The following is a 21716-nucleotide window of genomic DNA, read 5'->3' on the forward strand; positions in this document are numbered from 1 at the left end:
ATAATTCCAAAACCCAGGTTCTTTAGAAAAAGAATAGAATACGACGCGGTCGTGAATAATGAGGGATGACATAATTACTCTGGAGGTGGCACGATGAATGAAAGAGTGAGGGATGCATTTCTACCGATGACATCCGTTGCTAGTGGGAAAGGACATCTCATCATACCTGATGTTTACTGTTATACCAACCAAATCGTCAATTTATGTTTTGTAATGAATGATAGAGATGATTGGGTCTTAGTTGATGCTGGAATGCCAAAATCGAAATCAAAAATCCTAGAAGCAGTTCAGAAACAGTTTGGTAAAGACAAGCCCCCAAAAGCGATCATCTTGACACATGGACACTTCGATCATGTGGGGAGTGTTGAAGAACTTGCAGAATATTGGGGAATATCGATTTATGCTCACCCCCTCGAATTCCCTTATTTAACCGGGCAAGAGGATTATCCGAAAGGAGATCCGAAGGTGGACGGAGGGATGGTCAGCGAAATGTCATCACTCTTTCCTAATCACTCGATCAACATTGAGGAGCATTTGAAACAACTTCCGAATGATGGTTCAGTTCCATTTTTGACAGATTGGAAATGGATTCATACGCCTGGGCATACTCCAGGGCATATTTCATTATTCCGTGAATCCGATCGAGCGTTGATCGTTGGTGATGCTTTTGTCACTGTAGACCAAGAGTCCCTCTATAATGTTTATACACAAAAACAAGAGATCAACGGTCCGCCAGCGTATTTTACCATGGGTTGGGAAAAAGCCAAAGATTCTGTAACCAAACTAGAACAGCTTGAACCTTCCATTGCAGTCACTGGCCACGGTATACCGATGTCAGGTAACAAGCTTGAAAATGAACTGAGGTATCTCGTCAATCATTTTGACAAAGTTGCTTTACCGAAAATCTATCAAAACAGAGCGAATTAAATAAGGATAACGTGCTGATCGAAATAGTCAGCACTTTTTTAAGGCTTTTTCCGCCCCTTTTGAGAAGATTAGAAAAAAGGACTTCAGGGAATGGGATGATACATTCAAAAATATTTTCTGATAAAAGGGAAGGAGAGGTTTACATGCCAATAAAGTCCGTTGTATTAAACTGTTCCTTAAAATCAAGTGAAGAAGAGTCGAATACACAGGCATTGTTAGAAGAAGTCATCCAAATTTTCAATAATAATGACGTCCATACTGATATTTTCCGCCTGTCTGACTATGATATTCACTTCGGTATAGCAGAAGACATGGGGAATGGAGACGAATGGCCATTGATTTTTCAAAAAATCAAAGAAGCAGATATCTTATTAATGGGAACACCGTTATGGTTAGGAGAAAAAAGCAGTATCACCTCCATTGCGATCGAAAGATTATATGGTGGGAGCAGTCTTACGAATGAGAAGGGTCAAGGAATCTACTACAATAAAGTAGGTGGTGTGGTAGTCACCGGTAATGAAGATGGTGCGAAGACCGCTTGTCGTTCCATCCTTTATGCCATGTCCCATATTGGGTTTACCGTACCACCCAATGTCGAAACCTATTGGGTTGGAGATGCTGGTCCAGGACCCTCCTATATCGAAGCTGAGGGTTATAAGAATGAATTCACACAACAAAATGCAACGATGATGGCATATAATCTTATTCACTTTGCCAAATTTCTTAAAGAGAATCCGATTCCTGCTGAAGGGAACGTGATGGAGTAATAAGAATAAGGGATTTTCATTAAGACAAAATAAAAAGCCAACAGGGGAGAGGGGAGAATTATTAAAAACCTGTTGGCTTTCATTTTTACTCAAGTTGACTTCCAGTTCAATTTCAAGTTAAGAGGATTTTACCCATTCTGCAGCTTCATTACTTGAAGGTGATGGTGGAAATTGTTCACCTGCTTCAAGCTTCACTTCGGTATTGTCCTCATTTGAGCTATTACTATTGACTAACTTATCCACCTTGTACGTACCTGATTCAGGAGCCTTTTCACCAGTTTTGTAAGTTGTTGCCATCATTACCACCTCCAAAAATATTTTAGAAAAGTTTTTTGCCTTTCCATATTTAATTGCTTACCCAACTATAAATAAATTTTAAACATCTGATTCCGAAAACATCTCCAATTAATGCTTTTTCAATATATTTATGTCGTTGGTTACCTCGAGATCTCACTCAACGCGTTTCCAGCAACTTGGTCTGCTTGTTTAGAAGCAGCTAGATCTCCAATAGAAACAATACCTTTGAGTTTGCCGTGGTCTATAATCATCAATCGTCTGATCTGGTGATCTTGCATGAGTAAAGATGCATCCTCTACTGGCATATCTGGTTTTCCGGATATCACTTTTTCTGTCATGATATCCTCTACACAGATATTATTACCTAAATCCCTGGCCAGACCTTTAATCACGATATCCCTGTCAGTCACACAACCTATCAAATTCCCATCTTTTTCTACTGGAACCATGCCAACATCTTCTTCATGCATGATACTAGCAACTTGGCGAATGTCATCGGTAGGATTACATGTCTTGACGTTCTTCGTCATGAACTGTTGAAGAACAGCCATTGTTGATTCCTCCTTTTAAAATTGGTATTAGTTACTGTACTATTCGATTATGTAATTCTCTATAACCGATACACAAGGATTTAAACATATAAAAAGGCTTGTTGTTTTTAGTTTGGAAATATACTCGCTTTCCATGGGCGAACGAAATGCGGAAGCGACCCGATTAGTCACGGAAGTCACTGGAAAACTGACGAGGAGGCTCTCGTCGCCGCAGGAAGTTTGAAGGGATCCAAGTGACTCGTCGCTGAGCTAGACATCACTTCCTTGCATTAACCTACTTCCGAAAGCCCCCTCATTTGCACAGGATCTCAACACAAAAATGAAATCATTTTCGTGTCTGCGATGAGAATTCTTAGAAGCTTTCCTTATGCTGGCTTCGACGTTCACCACAAGACAACAAACTTATAATCCATCCTTGTAGTTTGCACTGAGTAACCGCAGGCGCAGGACGTGGTGGTATATAGTCGAAGGTCATTATTATACTCGAAGATCCTTAATTCACTTGCGGGGTCTCGGTAAGCTTGCTTTTCCGCAGGAGTCTCGCATATTTCCACTGTCATAAGCTTTCAATCTCTTTCTTTACAACATTCCATTAGCAACAAACATTTGAAAACAGCAAAAAAAATGACCCCATAAGTGTGAGTCACTTAGGGATCATACAAAGTTATTTAACAAAAAGTATCTTTCGGTTTTGGTACGGACATTCCAAAAAGTGGTCGGAGGTAGAGGGCTACAAATGTTCCTGCTAGGGCCATCACCATCCAGACCCATCCATGAAGACTGAACGAAGCGATTCCTCCGAAATAAGCTCCGATGTTGCAACCGAACGCGATTCGGGCACCATAGCCCATCATCACGCCACCGATGATTGCCGCAGCTGCACGTTTTGCTCCGATTTTTTTAAGAGCAAACGCTCCGCCAGCAGCTGAAGCGAGGAATGCTCCCAAGATAACACCGAAGTTCAATACACTTGTTGAATCAGCAAGCACAGATTGATTCAATGCGGCACCTTTTTCTCCAGACCAATATGCCCATTGAGTAACATCGATTCCAAGTGCCAGTGCTGCCTTCGAACCCCATAACGCAAATGCTGATGTTACGCCCCAAGGATTACCTCTCACAATCAAAGTGATTGCGTTAAGTACAGCTAATAATATTGCTGCAACCCATAACGGCCAAGATCCACGAAGGACACGTGCAAAGCCTTTTCCACTTGGTAATGGCTTCATAGAAGGAGGGCGACGTTTATTACCGATAAGGATGGTACCTCCAAAAATGGCAGCGAAAATAAGAATTTGAACGAACCATGCTCCGGTATAACCCAGACCTGTGCTAGTTGCGAGAGAAATGGCTTCGAAAGAAGGAGTCTGATTCACCCAAAAATCCCAGTGCCAAGCCCCAAGGACAGAACCAACGATAAATGCAATTAACGTAATGAACATCGCAGAGCGTCCGCCACCAACTGCATACAACGTACCAGACGCACAGCCACCTCCTAGCTGCATGCCGATACCAAAGAGGAAAGCACCGACTACAACACTCGTACCAACAGGAGACACATAGCCTGCAGGTGTATTACCAAACATCCCAACTCCCATACTTAAAATCGGTGCAAACAACGTACAAGCGACAGCCATCATGATCATATGGGCACGTAATGCTTCTCCATTACCGACCGCCAGCAGGCGTCTGAACGCTGAAGTGAAGCCGAACCGTGCATGAAATAATGTATAACCTAATAAAAGACCAATCCACATCGTCATACTTTGCTGTAGACCAGCTGAAGAAAAAATTGCAATACTTAGTGCTAGTGCAGTGATAAGTCCCCCTGTAATTAACAGAGATTGGGGAGAAGGGAGACCTGTAGGATCTATTGACTCTCTATTATTTTGAATAGCTGGTTGTTGCATCGCCATACTATTACCTCCATTTCCCATAAGTTTTATCGGAATTAAATACAGTATATTATAATACGGTGAATAGGTGATTGTAAAGCTATATACTACACAAATCGGAGGGGGACTATTAACAGTTAATAGTATTTCATCAACCAAAAAGAAGTTGCCACTAAAGTGACAACTTCTCGGGGTTTCCTATTGTTGTTGCGGCGAGTCATAACGCCCGAACCAATCGTAACGATTTTTTGAAATCCACCTATAGAGCGGACTGAAGATTTTATCAATGAAAGGTAAGTATAGTATTAAACTTATTGGAAATGAAATGGGCAAAAGCGTCAATACTCGTCTGACCGTGTCAAAACCTTTAAGAACTTTTCCTTTTGATGTGATCATATGAATTTCGTCATACACGTTGCGATTCTGAGTGATGAACAATTTATATTCGGTTTTTTCAATCTCCTGGAGTGGAATCCAGTAAATCCTTTCAAACCAATCCAACCTTTCGATTATACGTCTAGCATTCGAACATAGAGGACAGTCTGCATCATAGAACACCACATGCTTCATTATTAATCACCCTCGAATTCATAATATATTTCTTGTATTCCCGCTAGATATCAACATGCAAACTAATGATTTATTACTGTATCCATGGTTAGAAAAAATGATTGTTTATTCGGATTTCCTCATCCCTTAGGTGCAAACGGTCACAGGGTAGCACAATTCGGCTTTAATAAAGAAAGATTCAATTTACAGATTGAAACTTTTTCAATCGATCATCATGATTTGAAGTCGTTAGAAATGAAGTTTAGAACGTTAATTGATAAACTTGTTTTATTCCCATTAGAAAAAGGAGCGGTTCAACTTGCAATATGTGACACTGAATAATGGAGTAAAGATGCCACAGTTAGGTTTTGGAGTGTGGCAGGTTGAAGATGAAGCGGCAGTTCCAGCAGTGAAAAAATCACTTGAGGTTGGCTATCGTTCTATTGACACAGCTGCCATCTATGGAAATGAACGTGGAGTAGGAGAGGCTCTTAAACAAAGCGGCATCCGACGAGAAGAGCTGTTCATTACAACGAAAGTGTGGAACTCGGACCAGGGGTTTGAAAATACGCTTCGTGCATTTGATGAGAGTCTTGATAAACTTGGACTTGATTACGTTGATTTATATTTGATTCACTGGCCGACTCCCGAGTTTGATGAATATGTGGAAACGTATAAGGCACTGGAAAAGTTGTACCATGATGGCCGTGTAAAAGCGATTGGCGTCTGTAATTTCGATCAGGATCATTTACAACGTTTGCTAGATGAATGTGAAGTTACACCCGTACTGAACCAGATTGAATGTCATCCGTTCTTAGCCCAAACAGAACTAAAGAAATTTGGACGTGAAAATGGCATTTATGTAGAAGCTTGGAGCCCGCTCATGCAGGGTGGAGAAGTATTGAAAAATGAAATGATAGGGGAGTTAGCTAAGAAATATGATAAGACTCCTGCCCAGGTGATCATTCGCTGGCACTTGCAAAACGATACGATCATCATTCCAAAATCCGTAACACCATCCCGCATTGAAGAGAATTTCGATGTATTTGATTTCGAACTCAATCTAGAAGAAATAGAGAAGATCAATTCGTTGGATCGAAACGAACGAAAAGGTCCAAAACCAAGTGAAATGAATGTGAGATAATCTCCTCCGTTGGGTTGAATATATCAATAAAAGAACGATCCATGAGCAAAAATGGATGGTTCTTTTCAATTTTCAGGTGGTTTTTCGCAAGTTCTGATCATTCTCGTTTTTGTAGATAATAGGAGTTTGACCGTTCTCTTTTTATAAAAGGCATTGTTAAATAATACTGTTCATTTCTAATTAAGTTTGATTTTACCAAAATACACGACACTCCTGTGGGAATAGCGAGCCAGACAAGACCCCACAGCGAGGAACTCGAGAGGAGGCTTGTGAATCGCCCGTGGAAAGGGAGTGAATTTCGTAAAAATCAACAATAAAAATGGCACCTTCCAATTGGAAAGTGCCATATTCCAAAATATCATTTTACTTCAACTGTCCATTCGTTGCGGTCCTCAAGCTTTCCAGTCTGGATACCGGTGATTGTATCATACAGCTTCTGAGATAACTCACCTATATCGTGATTGTTGATCACCATCTTCTTTCCAAGCCAGTTCAATTCTCCGACTGGTGAAATGACAGCAGCGGTTCCAGTACCGAATGCTTCTTCTAGTTCGCCATCTTCGTGATGTTGGTATAATTCTTCAATGGATATCCTTCTTTCCGTAACCGGGACACCCCATTCTTTCAATAACTCAATGACGGACATTCTGGTGATTCCTTGCAGAATGCTTCCATTCAAAGCCGGAGTGACAACTTCACCATTTATTTTAAAGAAGATATTCATGCTCCCGACTTCTTCAATGTACCGCTTTTCAATCCCATCAAGCCAGAGAACATCCGCATTGCCCTTAGTATAAGCTTTCGCTTGAGCTTGATAGGCAGAAGAATAATTCCCGGCAGTCTTTGCCATACCTGTACCACCTTTTACAGCACGAGTGAACTTATCCTCGACAAGGATTTTCACTGGAGTAAGTCCTCCTGAAAAATAAGGTCCGACCGGAGATAGGAGGATCATAAATTTATATGTTTTAGAAGGAGCGACAGAGAGATTAGGTTCCGTTGCAATGATGAACGGACGGACATATAGAGATGTACCTTGCGTCGATGGTACCCAGTCTTTTTCCAATCTGATCAATTCTTTCAAGTATTCCATTACTTGCTCTTCATCAATCGATGGAATGCTTAAACGTTCACTGGAACGATTCAGCCGCTCCAAATTTTTCTCTGGACGGAACAGTAATATACGATCGTCAGCCCGATAAGCTTTCAATCCTTCAAATACGGTTTGTCCATAATGGAAAATCATTGCCGCAGGATCCAATGTCAGGGGCTCATAAGGAACGATGCGCGGCTCAAACCAGCCTTTTCCCACTTCATAATCCATGATGAAAAGGTGGTCAGTAAAGTTTCTACCGAATCGTATTTCATCGGCTCTCGGCTTTTGCTGCATGTGTGTGCTTTTTACAATAGTTAGTTCTGGACTCATCATGAAAAACTCCTTTGTCGTTTTAATAGGGAAGTGGATAGATTATGTAACATTGTACGCAATAACTATATTTATTTAAAGTGTTAAGTTACTAAAATGGGAGTAAATTTTATAGAATCCACAATTGAAACTCGACTTCATGTAAAGGCTGTCTGCAAGAGATTTAGATAAATCATCGTTTTATGTCCATTTGCCAGCATTTATTGAACATTTCCCATAATATATGTAGATATTTTCGCTTTTATCAACATTTGACTTTTTTCGACACACTCGTTTAGTTATTTAAATAGGAGTAAAGCCGGGGGCTATCTAGTTCGAATTGGCGATTTCCTTCTATGTTTGTTTAATGTATCAGAAAAAGTGGTACAAACTCATGCAAAACCTCTAGTTATTAAGAAAGGTGGATATCATGAAACGAATCCAATTATTCAGTTTCATTCTAGTCCTTGGGCTATTCCTTGGAGCTTGTGGGTCAGAAGAAAACCAGGAAAACAACAATGACTCTGAACAAAGCCAAAATGAAAGTGGCGAAAAAGAAGACAAAGAAAGCGAAGACAGAGAACCTGATAAAAAGTTGAGTTCTGAGGTTGAAAACTTCCTCGGTACAGTAGAATCCATGGAAACAACACTTGACCAATCCTCTGAAGATATCAAAACAATCAATGAAAATGGAAAGACAATTGAGGAAGAATGGGATCTGATTGAAAAAACAGTTGAAGAAAATCATCCAGAACACTATGAAAAGGTCGAAGAAAGCTTGTATCCACTTATTAATGAATCACAAAAGGATAAACCTGATGTTGAAAAAGTGAAAGAACTCACTCGATCAACCATAGACAGTTTAAAAGAATTACAACAAAATGTTGAAGAAGGATAATTGAAAACAAATTTTATAAAGTACCTTAGCCTGCCATAGGGATATTCCTGAACGGCAGGCTTTTTAATGATTAAACTTCTGCAATGACAGAAATCGAGGAGGCTTGCGGAAGCAGGGAAATGCAAGGAAGTGATGTCCAGCTCAGCGACCAGTCACATGGATCCCTTCAAACTTCATGCTGCGGCCGACACATTGATTGACATCCTTGTGAGTGAGCCACGCTGAACCATGTCTTTGTTTGGTTCGAGTCTCCGTCAGTTTTCTAATGACCTTCGTGCCTAACCGGGTCGGTTCCGCTTTTCTTTAATCCGCGGTAAGGGAGTGAATTTCGCAGATATCAACTATAAAGCATGTGCTTTTTCAATACAGAATTTTTATTATTTTCAAAATTTAAACTAGACAAGTTCATGTGGGTAAAAGTTATAATAGTTAAAATAATACCATTCTCATCAAACAGGGTGAAAACTCATTGCGAAAAGGAGGATAAAGAATGAACCAATTAACGAATTCCAGAAAGGGAAAAGGCGAAGTAACCATCCTGGATGTATGGGCTGCAAAGAAAAGAATTTCATCTCTCATTCATAAGACACCATTACTGGAATCACATATACTGTCAGACAAATTAGGACGGCCTGTTTATTTGAAACTTGAAAATGTACATAATACAGGATCATTCAAAGTAAGAGGAGCAGCTAACAAGATATTAAGTTTAAATGAAAACGAGAAGAAAAAAGGAGTTGTCACGTTTTCAACAGGAAACCACGGTATGGCTGTCGCTTATGTCGCAAAAAAGTTAGGTATTGAAGCTGTCATATGTATTTCCAAACGTGTGCCCAAAGCAAAAGTAGATTCGTTGAAAAGGCTCGGAGCTCAAATTGAGGTTTATGGGGATAGTCAAGATATGGCAGGAGACCGTTGCTATGAACTAGAAAGAAAAAAAGGGATGACGGTGATCCCCCCATTTGACGATCCTTATGTCATTGCCGGACAGGGAACCATCGGTCTAGAACTATTAGAAGAAATTCCAGGGCTCTCAAATGTCATCATCCCGCTATCAGGAGGTGGTTTGCTTTCTGGAATCAGCATGACACTGAAATCAAACGACCCTGGAATCAAAATCACTGGCGTTTCGATGGAGCATTCAGCAGTCATGCATGAAAGTTTGAAAGCCGGGAAGCCTGTGCAGTTGGATGAACAAAATACACTTGCCGATAGTTTGCTAGGCGGCATAGGTTTTGACAACCAATATACATTCCACATGGTTCAGCAATATATGGATAACCTCATCCTTATACCTGAAGAAGAAATCGCTTATAGTATGGCCTTCATGATTGATCAACACCGCTTGATCATGGAAGGAGCCGCAGCAACGGGTATAGCAGCCCTTCTAGGTGATCATGTTGCTCACCAGAATGATGCCATTGCCGTCATTATTAGTGGTAATAATGTGGATCTATCTGTATTTCACAAGATCATCCAAGATTATAGCAAAAAGGACAATTCGAAAAACCTCTGAAAAAAATCAACAGAGGAGGTCAAATGTGAGCTTGACAGTCAAGGACTTCATAGAACTAGATATCATGGAAAGTGCAAGGGTAAGAACAGGTCAAGGAATCCTTAGTGAACGCTATGTTCAATGGATTTCAGCTATTGAAATGCCTGTAGAAAATTTTGTCCGCAAAAATGAAGTTGTCCTAAGTACAGCTATTGGCTGCGGGCAGGATCTAGATTCATTAAAACAATTTGTACAAGACATCATTGATTCTAAAGCATCTACTCTCGTCATTGCCTTAGGACGACACATTTTCGATATTCCTCAAGAAGTCATCGAGTTAGCAAAAAAAAAGGATTTCATCATAATCGAAATACCCTGGGAAGTGCGTTTTGCAAATATAGTTGAGGAAGTAATGGCGATACTGAACGGTGTCAATCGGGAGGAACGTCAAAAATCAGAGAAAGTCCAGCAAGAACTTTTGAATTTGATTTTACAAGAGAAAGAGCTTCCTTTTATTTTGAGTTCAATTCAAAAACATACAGGATACCCCATCCTGTTGACGGATGAAGCAGGAGCCATACAGGGGAAAAGCGGTAATTTTATAGAATTAAGGGAAAGAAGAGGAAGAAGTTATTTCTTTCCTGATGAAATGTCAGGTAATCCAGAAGAACCATTAGTCACTCACGACCCGATGTTCCAAAAGTTCCAAGAGTTTGAAATCGCTGGGCAATCGGTATTGAGATTGCCGATTCTCAAAGTGTCAGGAAATCCACAAGGATACTTATTTGTTTTAATTCCTCCTGATGCTTCTATTGAATCTTTATTAACGGAATTCAGGGTTAATGTTTTGGATCATGCAGCAACAACGATTGCCCTTTGGCTTGCTCGTAAAAATGCTGTAGAAGATACCAAAATGCGTCTCCGGAGTGATTTTGTTCAAGAGCTGGCAAAAGGAGAGTTCCACTCTTTAGACCAAGCAAATTCCAGGGCACAATTACTAGGCTACAACCTCAAGGTTCCTTATATTTGTATTGTCGGATTGCCAGAAAATCTGAAAACCCTATTTGAAAAGTGGAAAAAAGAGTATCATTCCTACGAACATTGGTTCAAAAGCATGATTCGTTATATAGAAGAGGAAATTATTTATGCGGGACAGTCACTGGCGCGGGAAGTAATGATGACCTATCAAGGTGAACATTTGATCATTTATCTTGAATCAACAGGAGATGAGGTAAGTGAGAACCCTGCGGATTTTTTGGATCTCGTTGATCGACGATTGCGCAACCTGCTACCAGGTGTAGTGATTTCATGGGGGAGCGGGGACTATCAACATGATTTGAATGGGTTCAAAGAAAGCTATCATCATGCACAGACTGCGTTAAAGATCGGAAGAAGCAAGAAGGGTATTGGTCAGCGGATGATGTATGAGGATACACGAGTTGACCGGGTACTTCTAAGTCTTTCTCAAAACAGCGAAATGAAGCAGATCATCATGTCAACGATCGACCCTTTAGTACAGTATGACGAGAAAAGAAACATGGATTTGATAGGAACGTTCAGTACGTACAACCAGTATCAAGGAAATGTAAGCAAAACTTCAAGGGCATTGAATTTACACAGACAATCACTATTATATCGTCTCCGAAAAATCGAAACACTGACCGGGCTTTCTTTGATTGATCCGGATAATTTATTTTTATTAGATTTAAGTATCAAGACCTGGAAAATCGGATTGTCGAAGGATCTTTAAAAATTAATATTGAAATAGGAACCAAAAGGGACTGTCCTTTTTAAAAAGTGTCAGACACCTCCAACACAACATGCTGGATCAAAACCACGATTTTTTCCAAAATGTTGATAAGTTCGGAGAGACTCAGACACTTTTTGGACAGCCCCTTTTTCTATTGTTAAGGCTGCTTACAAAAATTTGTAAAGAATTACCCTTTTAATTTGATGTCTTTTAATACTATAAGCGCTAGAAATATACGAGACGCCTGCGGGAAAAGCGAGAGGTGAAACCCAACAGCGATTAAGGATCTTCAATTATAATAAGGACCTTCGACTAAATTCCACCACGTCCTGCGCCTGCGGTTACTCGGCGCAAAACTACAAGGATGGAATGGTAGTCCGTGGTCTTGTGGTGAACGTCGAAGTCAGCAGAAGGAAAGCTTCTAAGAATTCTCATCTCAGACACGAAAATGATTTCATTTTTGTGTTGAGATCCTGTGCAAGTGAGTGAGGAGGCTTGCGGAAGTAGGTATATGCAGGGAAGTGATGTCTAGCTCAGCGACCAGTCACGTGGATCCCTTCAAACTTCCTACGGCGGTCGACACATTGATTGACATCCTTATGAGTGGCTTGTTTGGTTCGAGCCTCCTCGTCCGTTTTCCAGGGACCTACGTGACTAATCGGGTCGCTTCCGCTTTTCGTCTCCCCGCGGAAAGCGAGTATATTTCCAAGCCTACAATGGAATTGTGAAAAACAACACTTATTATTAATAGAGCCATTGATAAAAATTGACTAAGACAGCTTCGAAAATTTCATACATTTTTGCAGATGAAATTTTCACCTCTTAATCACTATAATGAAACAAAATCACAATATTCATAAAATTAAAACAACTACTCAGTAAAAGGGGGATCCCCTCATGTCATTCGGAACAGAAGAATATAAAGATCGTATACGGAAAACCAAAGAAAAAATGGCCTCCAAAGGTATTGAAGTATTGCTCATCACTGACCCTGCAAACATGTATTACTTATCTGGATATAACGGATGGTCTTTCTACGTTCATCAAATGTTGGTGATCATCGATGATGAGGATCAACCGATTTGGATCGGTCGAGGACAGGATGCAAATGGCGCTAAGCTGACCACCTGGATTTATCATGAAAACATCATTCCGTATCCCGACGATTATGTTCAGTCAGATTCAAAACATCCCATGGATTTTGTAGCTGAAATTTTAAAACAGATTGGGCAGGAACGTCGCTCAATCGGGGTGGAAATGGAGAATTACTATTTTACTGCCAAATGTTACGAGCATCTGAAGAAAGGATTGCCCAATGCCTCTTTTCAAGATGCCACATTACTTGTCAATTGGGTTCGAATCATAAAGTCCGATACTGAGATCGAGTATATGAAGCGCGCTGCAAAAATCGTAGAAAATGCAATGATGGCAGGGATTGAGATGATTGATGAAGGTGTAAGGGAGTGTGACGTTGCAGCAAAGATCTTCCACTCTCAAATTTCCGGTACCTCTGAATTTGGTGGTGATTATCCGGCAATCGTCCCGTTACTGCCTTCCGGAGAGAAAACGTCGACTCCACATATGACGTGGACAGATGAGCGTTACAAGAGAGGTGACGCTGTCATATTGGAACTGGCAGGCTGTTATAAACGGTATCATTCTCCTCTTGCCAGAACATTGAATATCGGTCCGCCTACAGTAAAAGTCATGGCACTTTCAGAAGTCGTGGTTGAAGGATTAAATGCCTGCCTCGACATGATCAAACCCGGCATTTACTGTGAGGAAATCGAAGAAACGTGGAGAAGGACCATCGTGAAAAGCGGAATCATCAAAGAGTCTCGCCTCGGTTATTCTGTCGGCCTCAACTATCCTCCAGACTGGGGTGAACATACAGCAAGTATCCGTAATGGCGATAAAACCGTTTTACAACCGAACATGACTTTCCATCTCATCCCTGGAATCTGGTTGGACCATTACGGGTTTGAAGCAAGCGAGACCTTACGGGTGACGGAGGGCGGCTGTGAGACATTCGCATCGCTTCCACGCCAACTGATCATCAAAGATGGATTGCTCACAAACTACTAATACATGTAAAGGAGTTGAGAGTTCATGCTTATCCTTACTGAACAGGAGCTTAGAGATCATGTTCAATTGAATCTGGAAGCGATTTCGATCGTTGAAGAGGGATTCGTAAAATTGGCAAACGGGGACGTCGCAATGCCGCCGATCATGCGAGTCGACCTTCATGACCAAAATGGGGAAGTGGATGTAAAAACAGCCTATGTGAAAGGGAAAGAAATGTTTGCCATCAAAGTTTCTTCAGGCTTTTTCAATAACTTTAAGCTAGGACTTCCGAGTGGAAACGGATTGATGATGCTGATCAGTACACAGACTGGAATACCTCAGGCACTTTTACTAGACAATGGTTATTTGACACACATCCGTACGGCAGCGGCCGGAGCGATCGCAGCTAAGTATCTTTCAAAAGAAAACATTGAAACGGTCGGCGTCATAGGTGCCGGAGACCAGGCAAGATATCAAGTTCATGCCTTGAAGCTCGTCCGCAATTTTAAGAAAGTGCTGGTATATTCCCGCTCACTCGATCGGGCAGCCCAATATGCAAAGGAAATGTCTGTTGAGCTTGGAATAGAAGTCAAGGCGGTTAATAACGCAGAAACCGTTGTCCGACAAAGTGATATTGTCATAACGACAACACCTGCAAACGCCCCCGTTATCAAAGCGGATTGGCTCCATCCCGGTCTGCACATTACCGCAATGGGATCAGACGCCGAACATAAACAGGAATTAGAGGCTGAAGTCTTGGCGCAAGCTGATCGATTGGTATGTGATACGAAAGCACAATGTGCAAGGTTAGGTGAACTGCATCATGCACTGACCAGTGGTGTTCTGAATGACGATTCTTCTGTGATTGAAATAGGGCAACTTACGTCTCAGCAATTCATTAGGCGGGAGGATGATAATCAAATCACGGTGTGTGATTTGACAGGGACTGGAGTACAAGACACAGCGATCGCTCTGTTCGCATACAACGAATTGGTTAATCAAAACAAAGGCTTGAAGGTTGATAACAAGACATTCGCATAAAGAAAACTTGGCAAAGCCAAGCCTTAGCGTAGATTGAGCCTTAGTTGCCCTTATTATATTGAAGAAAGTATTTATACTTTCTTTAAATGTTAAAAAATCAATAGGAGTGTGATCTTATGGAAAATAAAAATGTCAAAGCAGGAACAAAAGCGGTTTGGGCAGGGGAAAAAGACTATTTGGTACATGGAGCGACCCAAGTACCTGTTGTCCTAAGTGTCGCCTATGGATATGACGACATGGATGAATGGTACGATGTAGCGATTGGAAAGAAGAAAGGCCATATCTATGGACGTAATACAAATCCGACAGTCCAAGCTTTCGAGGATAAGGTAAAAATTCTTGAGGGAGCAGAAGCTGCTACAAGTTTTTCAACGGGTATGGCGGCGATCAGCAATACCTTGTCGACCTTCCTAGTACCAGGTGACCGTATTGTTTCGATAAAAGACACTTACGGAGGAACGAATAAAATCTTTACTGAATTTCTGCCAAGACAACAGATCGAAGTCGTTCTCTGTGAAACAGGCAACCATGAACAAATTGAAACGGAAGTCGCAAAAGGATGCAAGATACTCTATTTGGAGACACCTACAAATCCTACCGTAAAAGTTTCAGACATCGAACGCTTGGCGAGAGCCGGTCGCGCTGCTGGAGCCCTGGTCGTTGTCGATAATACGTTTGCAACACCTATGAACCAGAATCCACTTTCGTTAGGTGCAGATCTCGTCATTCATAGTGCAACAAAATTCTTAGGCGGTCATGCCGATGCACTGGGCGGAGTCGTTTGCGGACGGGAAGAGCATATTGAACAAATCTATCATTATCGTGAAATCAATGGGGCGACAATGGATCCGATGGCAGCGTACTTGATGTTACGCGGAATGAAAACGCTCCACCTCAGGGTTCGGCAACAATGTAAAAATGCGATGGAACTTGCAAACTACCTACAAGCAAAACAGTTAGTTGAAGGCGTTTATTATCCAGGTCTCAAAACACATCCGCTACATGATGTTGCAACCAAACAAATGAAAGATTATGGAGGAATGCTCAGTTTTGCAGTCAAGGGTGGTGTGGATACCGTCCGTCATTTACTCCCGAAATTACAGTTTGCCAATCGTGCTGCTAATCTAGGTGCAGTTGAAACGACTGTCGGTCCTGCCCGTACGACGAGCCACGTCGAATGTACCCCTGAAGAACGCGCGGCAATGGGTATTCCAGAAGGGTTGATCCGAGTTTCTTGCGGCATCGAGGAAATTGAAGATATCATCGCAGATTTCGAGCAAGCTTTCAATCATGTTGAAAGTGCCCTCGAAGTTTGATAGATACAAAGTCAAGGCAGGAGGTGATTGTTCAATGTCCAATAAACATCCGATCGTGCAGCAAGCTGACAGGATGTTGAGCCAGCTGATCAACTGGCGCCGCACGCTTCATCAACATCCAGAGCTCAGTTTTCAAGAGTTTTGGACCTCCCGATTTGTTGCAGACACACTTTCTCAACTCCCTGGAATGAGAGTCGAGAAAGGGATCGGGGTTGAAACGAGCGTCATCGGAATATTGACTTCAGGTGAAGGTTCGACCATCGCGTTACGTACGGATATCGACGCACTACCGATTAAGGAAAGGAACAATACGAGTTATATCTCCAGGAAAGAAGGCGTCATGCATGCTTGTGGCCATGATGCCCACACCGCCATGTTACTCGGAGCAGCAACAATCATGTCTGAACTTTTTCAAAATGGAAGTTTAGCAGGCACAGTGAAGTTCATTTTTCAACCAGCTGAAGAATGTACGGATAAGAAGGGGCTCTCTGGCTCTCCATATCTAGTGAATGAGGGAGCCTATGAAAATGTTGATGTAGCAATCGCCCTTCATGTCTGCCCATGGCTCCCAGCCGGTAGTATCCAAATGAATGATGGCTATAGTATGGCGAACGTGGATGTGTTTGAAGCGAAGATTTTCGGTACAGGAGGCCATGGCGCATATCCTGAACGTGGAACAGATCCAATCTGGATGCTTGGACCTGTCATGCAAGCACTATACAGCATCCCCTCGCGAAAAATATCGACATTAGATGCAGCGGTCGTGAGCATCGGGCAAATACATGCTGGTACAGCAAGTAATATCATTCCCACTGAAGTAGCCATTACAGGCACATTACGCAGTTATGCTCCTGAGGTACGTGATCAACTAGGACTTGAACTTAAGAGAGCATTGTCGGTAGTCGAACCACTTGGTGGAGACTTTTCCTTATCCATTGAAAAAGGTGAGCCTGCCTTGTACAATGATCCGCTCGTGAATCAAGTGATAAAAGAAGTCATTGATGAAATCTATCCACAATTCAAGATTACAGAACGTCCATTCGGATTAGGCGGAGAAGACTTCGGTTATGTGACCCAAAAGATTCCAGGAGCAATGTTTTTTCTAGGCGCAGCTCATTCAGATGGGATTCAAAGGGATCTTCACACTCCGATCTTTGATATTGATGAATCATGTTTACCGATAGGAACAGCTATTCTCGCCCAAACAGCAGTAGAAGTTCTAAATGGTGAATCATTAGTTAAACGTAACGTGGAGGTACGATCTTATGAAGCATAAACTCGCATTTATCGGTTTTGGTGTAGTCGGCCAGGGACTCGCTGAAATATTACGGGATAAAAAAGAAACATTAATACAAGATGAGGGAATGGAGCCTGTCATTGTAGGCATTTCGGACTTGATGAAAGGTTCAATCTACCATCCAGAGGGTCTTGATATCGATTCGGTTCTGCAAGTCTTGAACAAGACAGGTAGCCTCGCAAATTATCCAGGTAAACCTGGTCTAATCACTGGTTGGGATAGTTTTGAAATGATCCGGGACTCAAATGCAGATACAATCATCGAAGTTTCATACACAGATGTCCAAACAGGTCAGCCAGCAATCGATCATTGCCAGGCAGCATTCACGAGTGGTAAAAATGTCGTCATGACGAACAAAGGACCTGTGGCGCTTGCTTACAGTGAACTTTCCAGGATGGCTGAAGATTGTAAGGTCCATTGGGGATTTGAAGGAACGGTCATGAGCGGAACGCCAGCCTTAAGGATGCCCCTTGAAACATTATCCGGAAATACAATAACGGAAATACGAGGGATTTTGAACGGAACCACCAATTACATTCTTACGAAAATGGAAAAAGAAGGCGTCTCGTATCAAGATGCTCTTAAAGAAGCACAGGCCCTTGGCTATGCAGAAGCTGACCCTACAAGTGATGTAGAAGGCTATGATGCCAGGTATAAGGTCGTCATTTTAGCCAATCATGTGATGAAACTTCCATTGAGAGTTGAAGATGTATCATGCAATGGAATAACCGGTATCACACAAGAGGATATTGAGCGTGCAAAAAGGGAAGGGAAACGCTGGAAACTGCTTGCGACACTTCGGAATGAAAAAGGGAGGACGGTTGCCTCCGTTTCACCGGAAAAAGTCCATTTAACAGATCCACTTGCCTCAATTAATGGGGCTACCAACGCATTGACGTATGAATGCGACCTTCTTGGTCCGGTCACATTGAGCGGTGCAGGCGCCGGAAAAGTCGAAACAGGCTTTTCACTGTTGATTGACTTGATCCATATCCATCGGGAAAAGAAGTTTGCCACGATCAAATAAAAGAGAGGCGGTCATTTCTATGAAAATTCAATTTGCTGGTCGAAAAATGCTCGTAGCAGGACAATGGATGGATCGTGAACGCGTCATCGAAGTACGCGATCCACAGGACAACAGTTTGATAGATACTGTACCTGCTGCTTCAGTCCACGACATGCTCCAATGCATAGAGGAAGCAAAAGAAGGAGCGAGAATAGCCGCTTCAATGCCTGTTCACGAACGGATAGCCGTCATTAATAAAGCTGCCGATCATATTGAGGCGAACAACGAAAAATACACGTACACCATTTCACGTGAAGGCAGTAAAACGATTCGTGAGGCAAGAGGGGAGGTGGACAGGTGCATCCAAACACTGCGGATCAGTGCCGAAGAAGCAAGAAGGATACATGGAGAGACGATCCCTTTTGATCAAAGACCAGGCAGTGAGAATCGGGTCGGATATTATTACCACGTTCCAATCGGTATCGTGGGAGCGATCACGCCATTCAATGATCCATTGAACCTTGTCGCACATAAAGTCGGACCAGCGATTGCTTCAGGTAATGCCATCATCGTAAAACCAGCATCTGCCACACCACTTAGCGCATTGCTGCTTGCGGAAGCATTTGCCGAAGCGGGTCTCCCCTCCAAGATCCTGTCGGTCATTACAGGTTACGGCCATGAAATCGGAGATGCACTTGTCACCCACCCGGCCATTCGGATGATCTCTTTTACAGGCGGGTTGGAAGCAGGGGAAGAGATCACTCGTAAAGCAGGGCTGAAAAAAATAAGCATGGAATTAGGATCGAATTCACCGGTCATCGTATTGGAAGATGCCGATTTACAGGAAGCAATTGAAGCATCGGTTTCAGGAGCTTTTTCCGCAGCCGGTCAAAACTGTCTGAGCGTACAGCGAATCTATATGCACAAGAGCTTAGTCACCTCCTTCCAAGAGGGATTTGTAGAAAGGACAAAACAATTCTCGATCGGTGATAAGCAATCCGAGCTGACAGACATGGGGCCGCTTATCAATGAAAAAGAAGCGATCCGGGTTGAACGTCTCGTTGAGGAAGCCCTAGATAAAGGAGCTGAGTTGTTGGAAGGTGGAATTCGCGAGGGAGCATTCTATTCACCTACGGTCTTAACGAATATCCCTGAAGATTGCACCATTGCTAAAGAAGAAATATTTGGTCCAGTCGTCCTTTTATACCCAGTAGCTGACCTCGAGACAGCAATCGAAAAAGCAAATGACGTAAGATACGGATTACAAGCCGGAATTTTTACAAATGACGTAAGGAAAGTTCACATGGCAATCGAAAAATTGGATGTTGGCGGAATCATGATCAATGACAGTAGTGACTACAGAATCGATGCAATGCCCTTCGGAGGTATGAAAAACTCTGGGTTGGGCCGTGAAGGAATCAAATTCTCGATCAAGGAAATGACGGAAACGAAAGTCGTTTGCTACAAATTGTAAAGAGCCGTTGTTTAGAAAGGGGGAGGACCGAACGTCAACCCCTTTCTAAATTTATCTCACTTACTATCCATGGTGCTCCTACTTGTTTCTGCAGATTTTTTGAAAAGAAAACATGACATGATTATTACAACCAAATAAAAAGGGTGATTTATTTGAAGAAGAATCGAAGAGAAAAAGCTTCTTATAACAATCCTGTTTTTAAAGTATCTGCCATCGTCATAGCGTTTTTTACCATTTGGGGAGCACTTTCACCAAACAGTCTCGCAAAAAATGCCCAATCCGTTCTCAATTTTACAAGCTACTCCTTCGGTTGGTTTTATCTGGTTTCAGTTGCAGGCTTTGTGGCATTCTGCATTTTTCTTGCCGTCAGCAAGTACGGAAAGATCAAACTCGGTAAAGATGATGAAAAACCGGAATTTTCTCTTTTTACATGGATAAGCATGTTGTTCAGTGCAGGCTTTGGCGTAGGAATCGTTTTCTGGGGTGTCGCCGAACCGTTGACCCATTTCACTAATCCACCACTTGAGGGTGTTCAGCCGCAATCTGAAGAATCAGCACGACTAGCTATGCGATATTCCTTTTTCAACTGGGGAATCCACCAGTGGTCCGTCTTCACGATTGTCGGATTGGCGCTTGCGTACTTCCAGTTCCGGAAGAAGAGTAAATCTCTCGTCAGTGAAACACTTGAGGGTATTCATATAAAAAGAGGAAAAGAACCGCTCAAGAAGTCCGTCAATATACTTGCAGTCATTGCTACCGTCATAGGGGTTTCCACCTCATTGGGCATGGGCATTTTACAAATCAACGGCGGTTTGAACTATGTATTTTCAGTCCCGAACAACGCTTGGATGCAAATGGTGATTGTTCTGATCTTACTCGCGCTTTACCTTGCATCGGCTACTACCGGTCTACATAAGGGGATCAAATTTCTAAGTAATACGAATATGATCCTGGTCATAGTGCTAATGACATTTTTCCTTTTCAAAGGTCCGACAGTCTTTATCATGGACAGTCTTGTGCTAGGGATCGGGGATTACCTTCAGAACTTTGCGGAAATGAGCTTTTTCATGACCCCTTACAGTGGAGATACATGGGTTCAAAATTGGACCGTCTTCTATTGGGCATGGGTGATCGCCTGGTCTCCGTTCGTCGGCTCGTTTGTCGCTCGGATCTCACGTGGAAGGACGATCAGGGAGTTTATCGTTGGTGTATTGGTCGTGCCACCAGGTATAGCGTTCATGTGGATGGCGATTTTCGGCGGCACAGGACTCTATATGGACTTATTCCAAAATACTGCCATTGCTGAAGCGGTTTCGAAGGATGTAACGACAGCGGTCTTCGTGTTGCTGCAAGAATTTCCGTTATACTTTTTCTTTTCGATCATCATTATGGCTTTGATCTTGATTTTTCTCGTCACATCAGCCGACTCAGCTGTTTTTGTACTCGGTATGATGACCTCTGGCGGAAACTTGAATCCATCCAATACTGTAAAAATGATCTGGGGCGTATTGATGGCAGGGATCACGGGTGTTCTCATTATCAGCAGCGGACTGACTGGTTTGCAAGCAGCATCACTTGTCTCAGCACTACCCTTCACCGTGATCTTGATTATGATTACGCTCTCACTTTACCGATCGCTGAGGAAGGACCGTGCAGAATCGCAGTTTGAAATGGAACATCCAGAGCAAATGCAGGAATTCGATAGAAAAGCACAATGAACAAGAGGGAGGGGAGGACATGCTCCTTCCTTTTTCATGGTTTTAGACTCTTAAACTTGATTTTTTAGACTTCCTGAAGGATTTTTAGACTTATCTATAGATTATTAGACTTACACCTTGCA

The 21716-nt window shown here is 42.3% G+C and carries 19 protein-coding genes; 14 read left to right on the forward strand and 5 right to left on the reverse strand.

The genetic code is table 11. The features are described from left to right. Positions 1 to 93 precede the first annotated feature (93 nt). The gene (locus KOL94_RS06285; RefSeq protein ID WP_221565015.1) at positions 94 to 927 is read left to right on the forward strand and encodes an MBL fold metallo-hydrolase; all 834 of its coding nucleotides are present in this window, start codon (positions 94 to 96) and stop codon (positions 925 to 927) included. A gap of 143 nt (positions 928 to 1070) precedes the next feature. After that, the gene (locus KOL94_RS06290) at positions 1071 to 1694 is read left to right on the forward strand and encodes a flavodoxin family protein (RefSeq protein WP_260412220.1); all 624 of its coding nucleotides are present in this window, start codon (positions 1071 to 1073) and stop codon (positions 1692 to 1694) included. Between the two features lie 117 nt (positions 1695 to 1811). Here the strand turns inward: KOL94_RS06290 and KOL94_RS06295 are convergent, their stop codons facing one another. The 4 genes from KOL94_RS06295 to KOL94_RS06310 form a co-directional block, all read right to left on the reverse strand. Beyond that, positions 1812 to 1991 (reverse strand): YjzC family protein, encoded by a 180-nt coding sequence (locus KOL94_RS06295; protein ID WP_311775110.1) that lies wholly within the window; start codon positions 1989 to 1991, stop codon positions 1812 to 1814. Between the two features lie 140 nt (positions 1992 to 2131). Next, complete coding sequence (locus KOL94_RS06300) at positions 2132 to 2542, reverse strand: CBS domain-containing protein (RefSeq protein WP_221565019.1); 411 nt, start codon at positions 2540 to 2542, stop codon at positions 2132 to 2134. A gap of 668 nt (positions 2543 to 3210) precedes the next feature. Further along, positions 3211 to 4458: a YeeE/YedE family protein gene (locus KOL94_RS06305; protein WP_221565021.1), complete on the reverse strand. Its 1248-nt coding sequence runs from the start codon at positions 4456 to 4458 to the stop codon at positions 3211 to 3213. Between the two features lie 177 nt (positions 4459 to 4635). Continuing rightward, positions 4636 to 5007: a thiol-disulfide oxidoreductase DCC family protein gene (locus KOL94_RS06310; protein ID WP_221565022.1), complete on the reverse strand. Its 372-nt coding sequence runs from the start codon at positions 5005 to 5007 to the stop codon at positions 4636 to 4638. A gap of 84 nt (positions 5008 to 5091) precedes the next feature. On the opposite strand from KOL94_RS06310, the gene KOL94_RS06315 reads away from it, so the two are divergent. After that, positions 5092 to 5328: a hypothetical protein gene (locus tag KOL94_RS06315; RefSeq protein WP_221565024.1), complete on the forward strand. Its 237-nt coding sequence runs from the start codon at positions 5092 to 5094 to the stop codon at positions 5326 to 5328. Beyond that, positions 5306 to 6130, forward strand: a complete 825-nt coding sequence (locus tag KOL94_RS06320; RefSeq protein WP_311775111.1) for an aldo/keto reductase — start codon at positions 5306 to 5308, stop codon at positions 6128 to 6130. The genes KOL94_RS06315 and KOL94_RS06320 overlap by 23 nt, the downstream gene beginning before the upstream one ends. A 358-nt stretch (positions 6131 to 6488) precedes the next feature. On the opposite strand, the gene KOL94_RS06325 is transcribed toward KOL94_RS06320, so the two are convergent. Then, positions 6489 to 7559, reverse strand: a complete 1071-nt coding sequence (locus KOL94_RS06325; RefSeq protein WP_221565026.1) for a branched-chain amino acid aminotransferase — start codon at positions 7557 to 7559, stop codon at positions 6489 to 6491. 406 nt (positions 7560 to 7965) lie between these two features. Here KOL94_RS06325 and KOL94_RS06330 point away from each other — a divergent pair, with 406 nt between their 5' ends. The 10 genes from KOL94_RS06330 to KOL94_RS06375 all read left to right on the forward strand — a co-directional run bounded on the left by KOL94_RS06330 (position 7966) and on the right by KOL94_RS06375 (position 21594). After that, the gene (locus tag KOL94_RS06330) at positions 7966 to 8433 is read left to right on the forward strand and encodes a hypothetical protein (RefSeq protein WP_221565028.1); all 468 of its coding nucleotides are present in this window, start codon (positions 7966 to 7968) and stop codon (positions 8431 to 8433) included. Positions 8434 to 8923: 490 nt separating this feature from the next. Beyond that, a complete protein-coding gene (gene eutB / locus KOL94_RS06335; protein ID WP_221565030.1) occupies positions 8924 to 9949 on the forward strand; it encodes a hydroxyectoine utilization dehydratase EutB in 1026 nt (341 codons plus the stop codon). 25 nt (positions 9950 to 9974) lie between these two features. After that, a complete protein-coding gene (locus KOL94_RS06340; protein WP_221565032.1) occupies positions 9975 to 11678 on the forward strand; it encodes a PucR family transcriptional regulator in 1704 nt (567 codons plus the stop codon). 897 nt (positions 11679 to 12575) lie between these two features. Further along, entirely contained in the window at positions 12576 to 13763 is a 1188-nt protein-coding gene (locus KOL94_RS06345; RefSeq protein WP_221565034.1) for a M24 family metallopeptidase, read from the forward strand. 24 nt (positions 13764 to 13787) lie between these two features. Beyond that, a complete protein-coding gene (locus KOL94_RS06350) occupies positions 13788 to 14783 on the forward strand; it encodes a cyclodeaminase (protein WP_221565036.1) in 996 nt (331 codons plus the stop codon). Between the two features lie 116 nt (positions 14784 to 14899). Further along, positions 14900 to 16099 (forward strand): cystathionine gamma-synthase family protein, encoded by a 1200-nt coding sequence (locus KOL94_RS06355; RefSeq protein WP_221565039.1) that lies wholly within the window; start codon positions 14900 to 14902, stop codon positions 16097 to 16099. Between the two features lie 34 nt (positions 16100 to 16133). Then, positions 16134 to 17375 (forward strand): M20 metallopeptidase family protein, encoded by a 1242-nt coding sequence (locus KOL94_RS06360; RefSeq protein ID WP_221565041.1) that lies wholly within the window; start codon positions 16134 to 16136, stop codon positions 17373 to 17375. Then, entirely contained in the window at positions 17365 to 18423 is a 1059-nt protein-coding gene (locus tag KOL94_RS06365) for a homoserine dehydrogenase (RefSeq protein WP_221565042.1), read from the forward strand. The genes KOL94_RS06360 and KOL94_RS06365 overlap by 11 nt, the downstream gene beginning before the upstream one ends. Positions 18424 to 18442: 19 nt before the next feature. After that, positions 18443 to 19876, forward strand: a complete 1434-nt coding sequence (locus KOL94_RS06370; RefSeq protein WP_260412221.1) for an aldehyde dehydrogenase family protein — start codon at positions 18443 to 18445, stop codon at positions 19874 to 19876. A 152-nt stretch (positions 19877 to 20028) separates the two neighbouring features. After that, positions 20029 to 21594 carry a BCCT family transporter gene (locus tag KOL94_RS06375; RefSeq protein ID WP_221565044.1) on the forward strand — a complete coding sequence of 522 codons (1566 nt, stop codon included), beginning with the start codon at positions 20029 to 20031 and terminating at the stop codon, positions 21592 to 21594. Positions 21595 to 21716 lie beyond the last annotated feature (122 nt).

The organism is Alkalihalobacillus sp. TS-13 (genome assembly GCF_019720915.1).
Lineage (GTDB): Bacteria > Bacillota > Bacilli > Bacillales > Fictibacillaceae > Pseudalkalibacillus.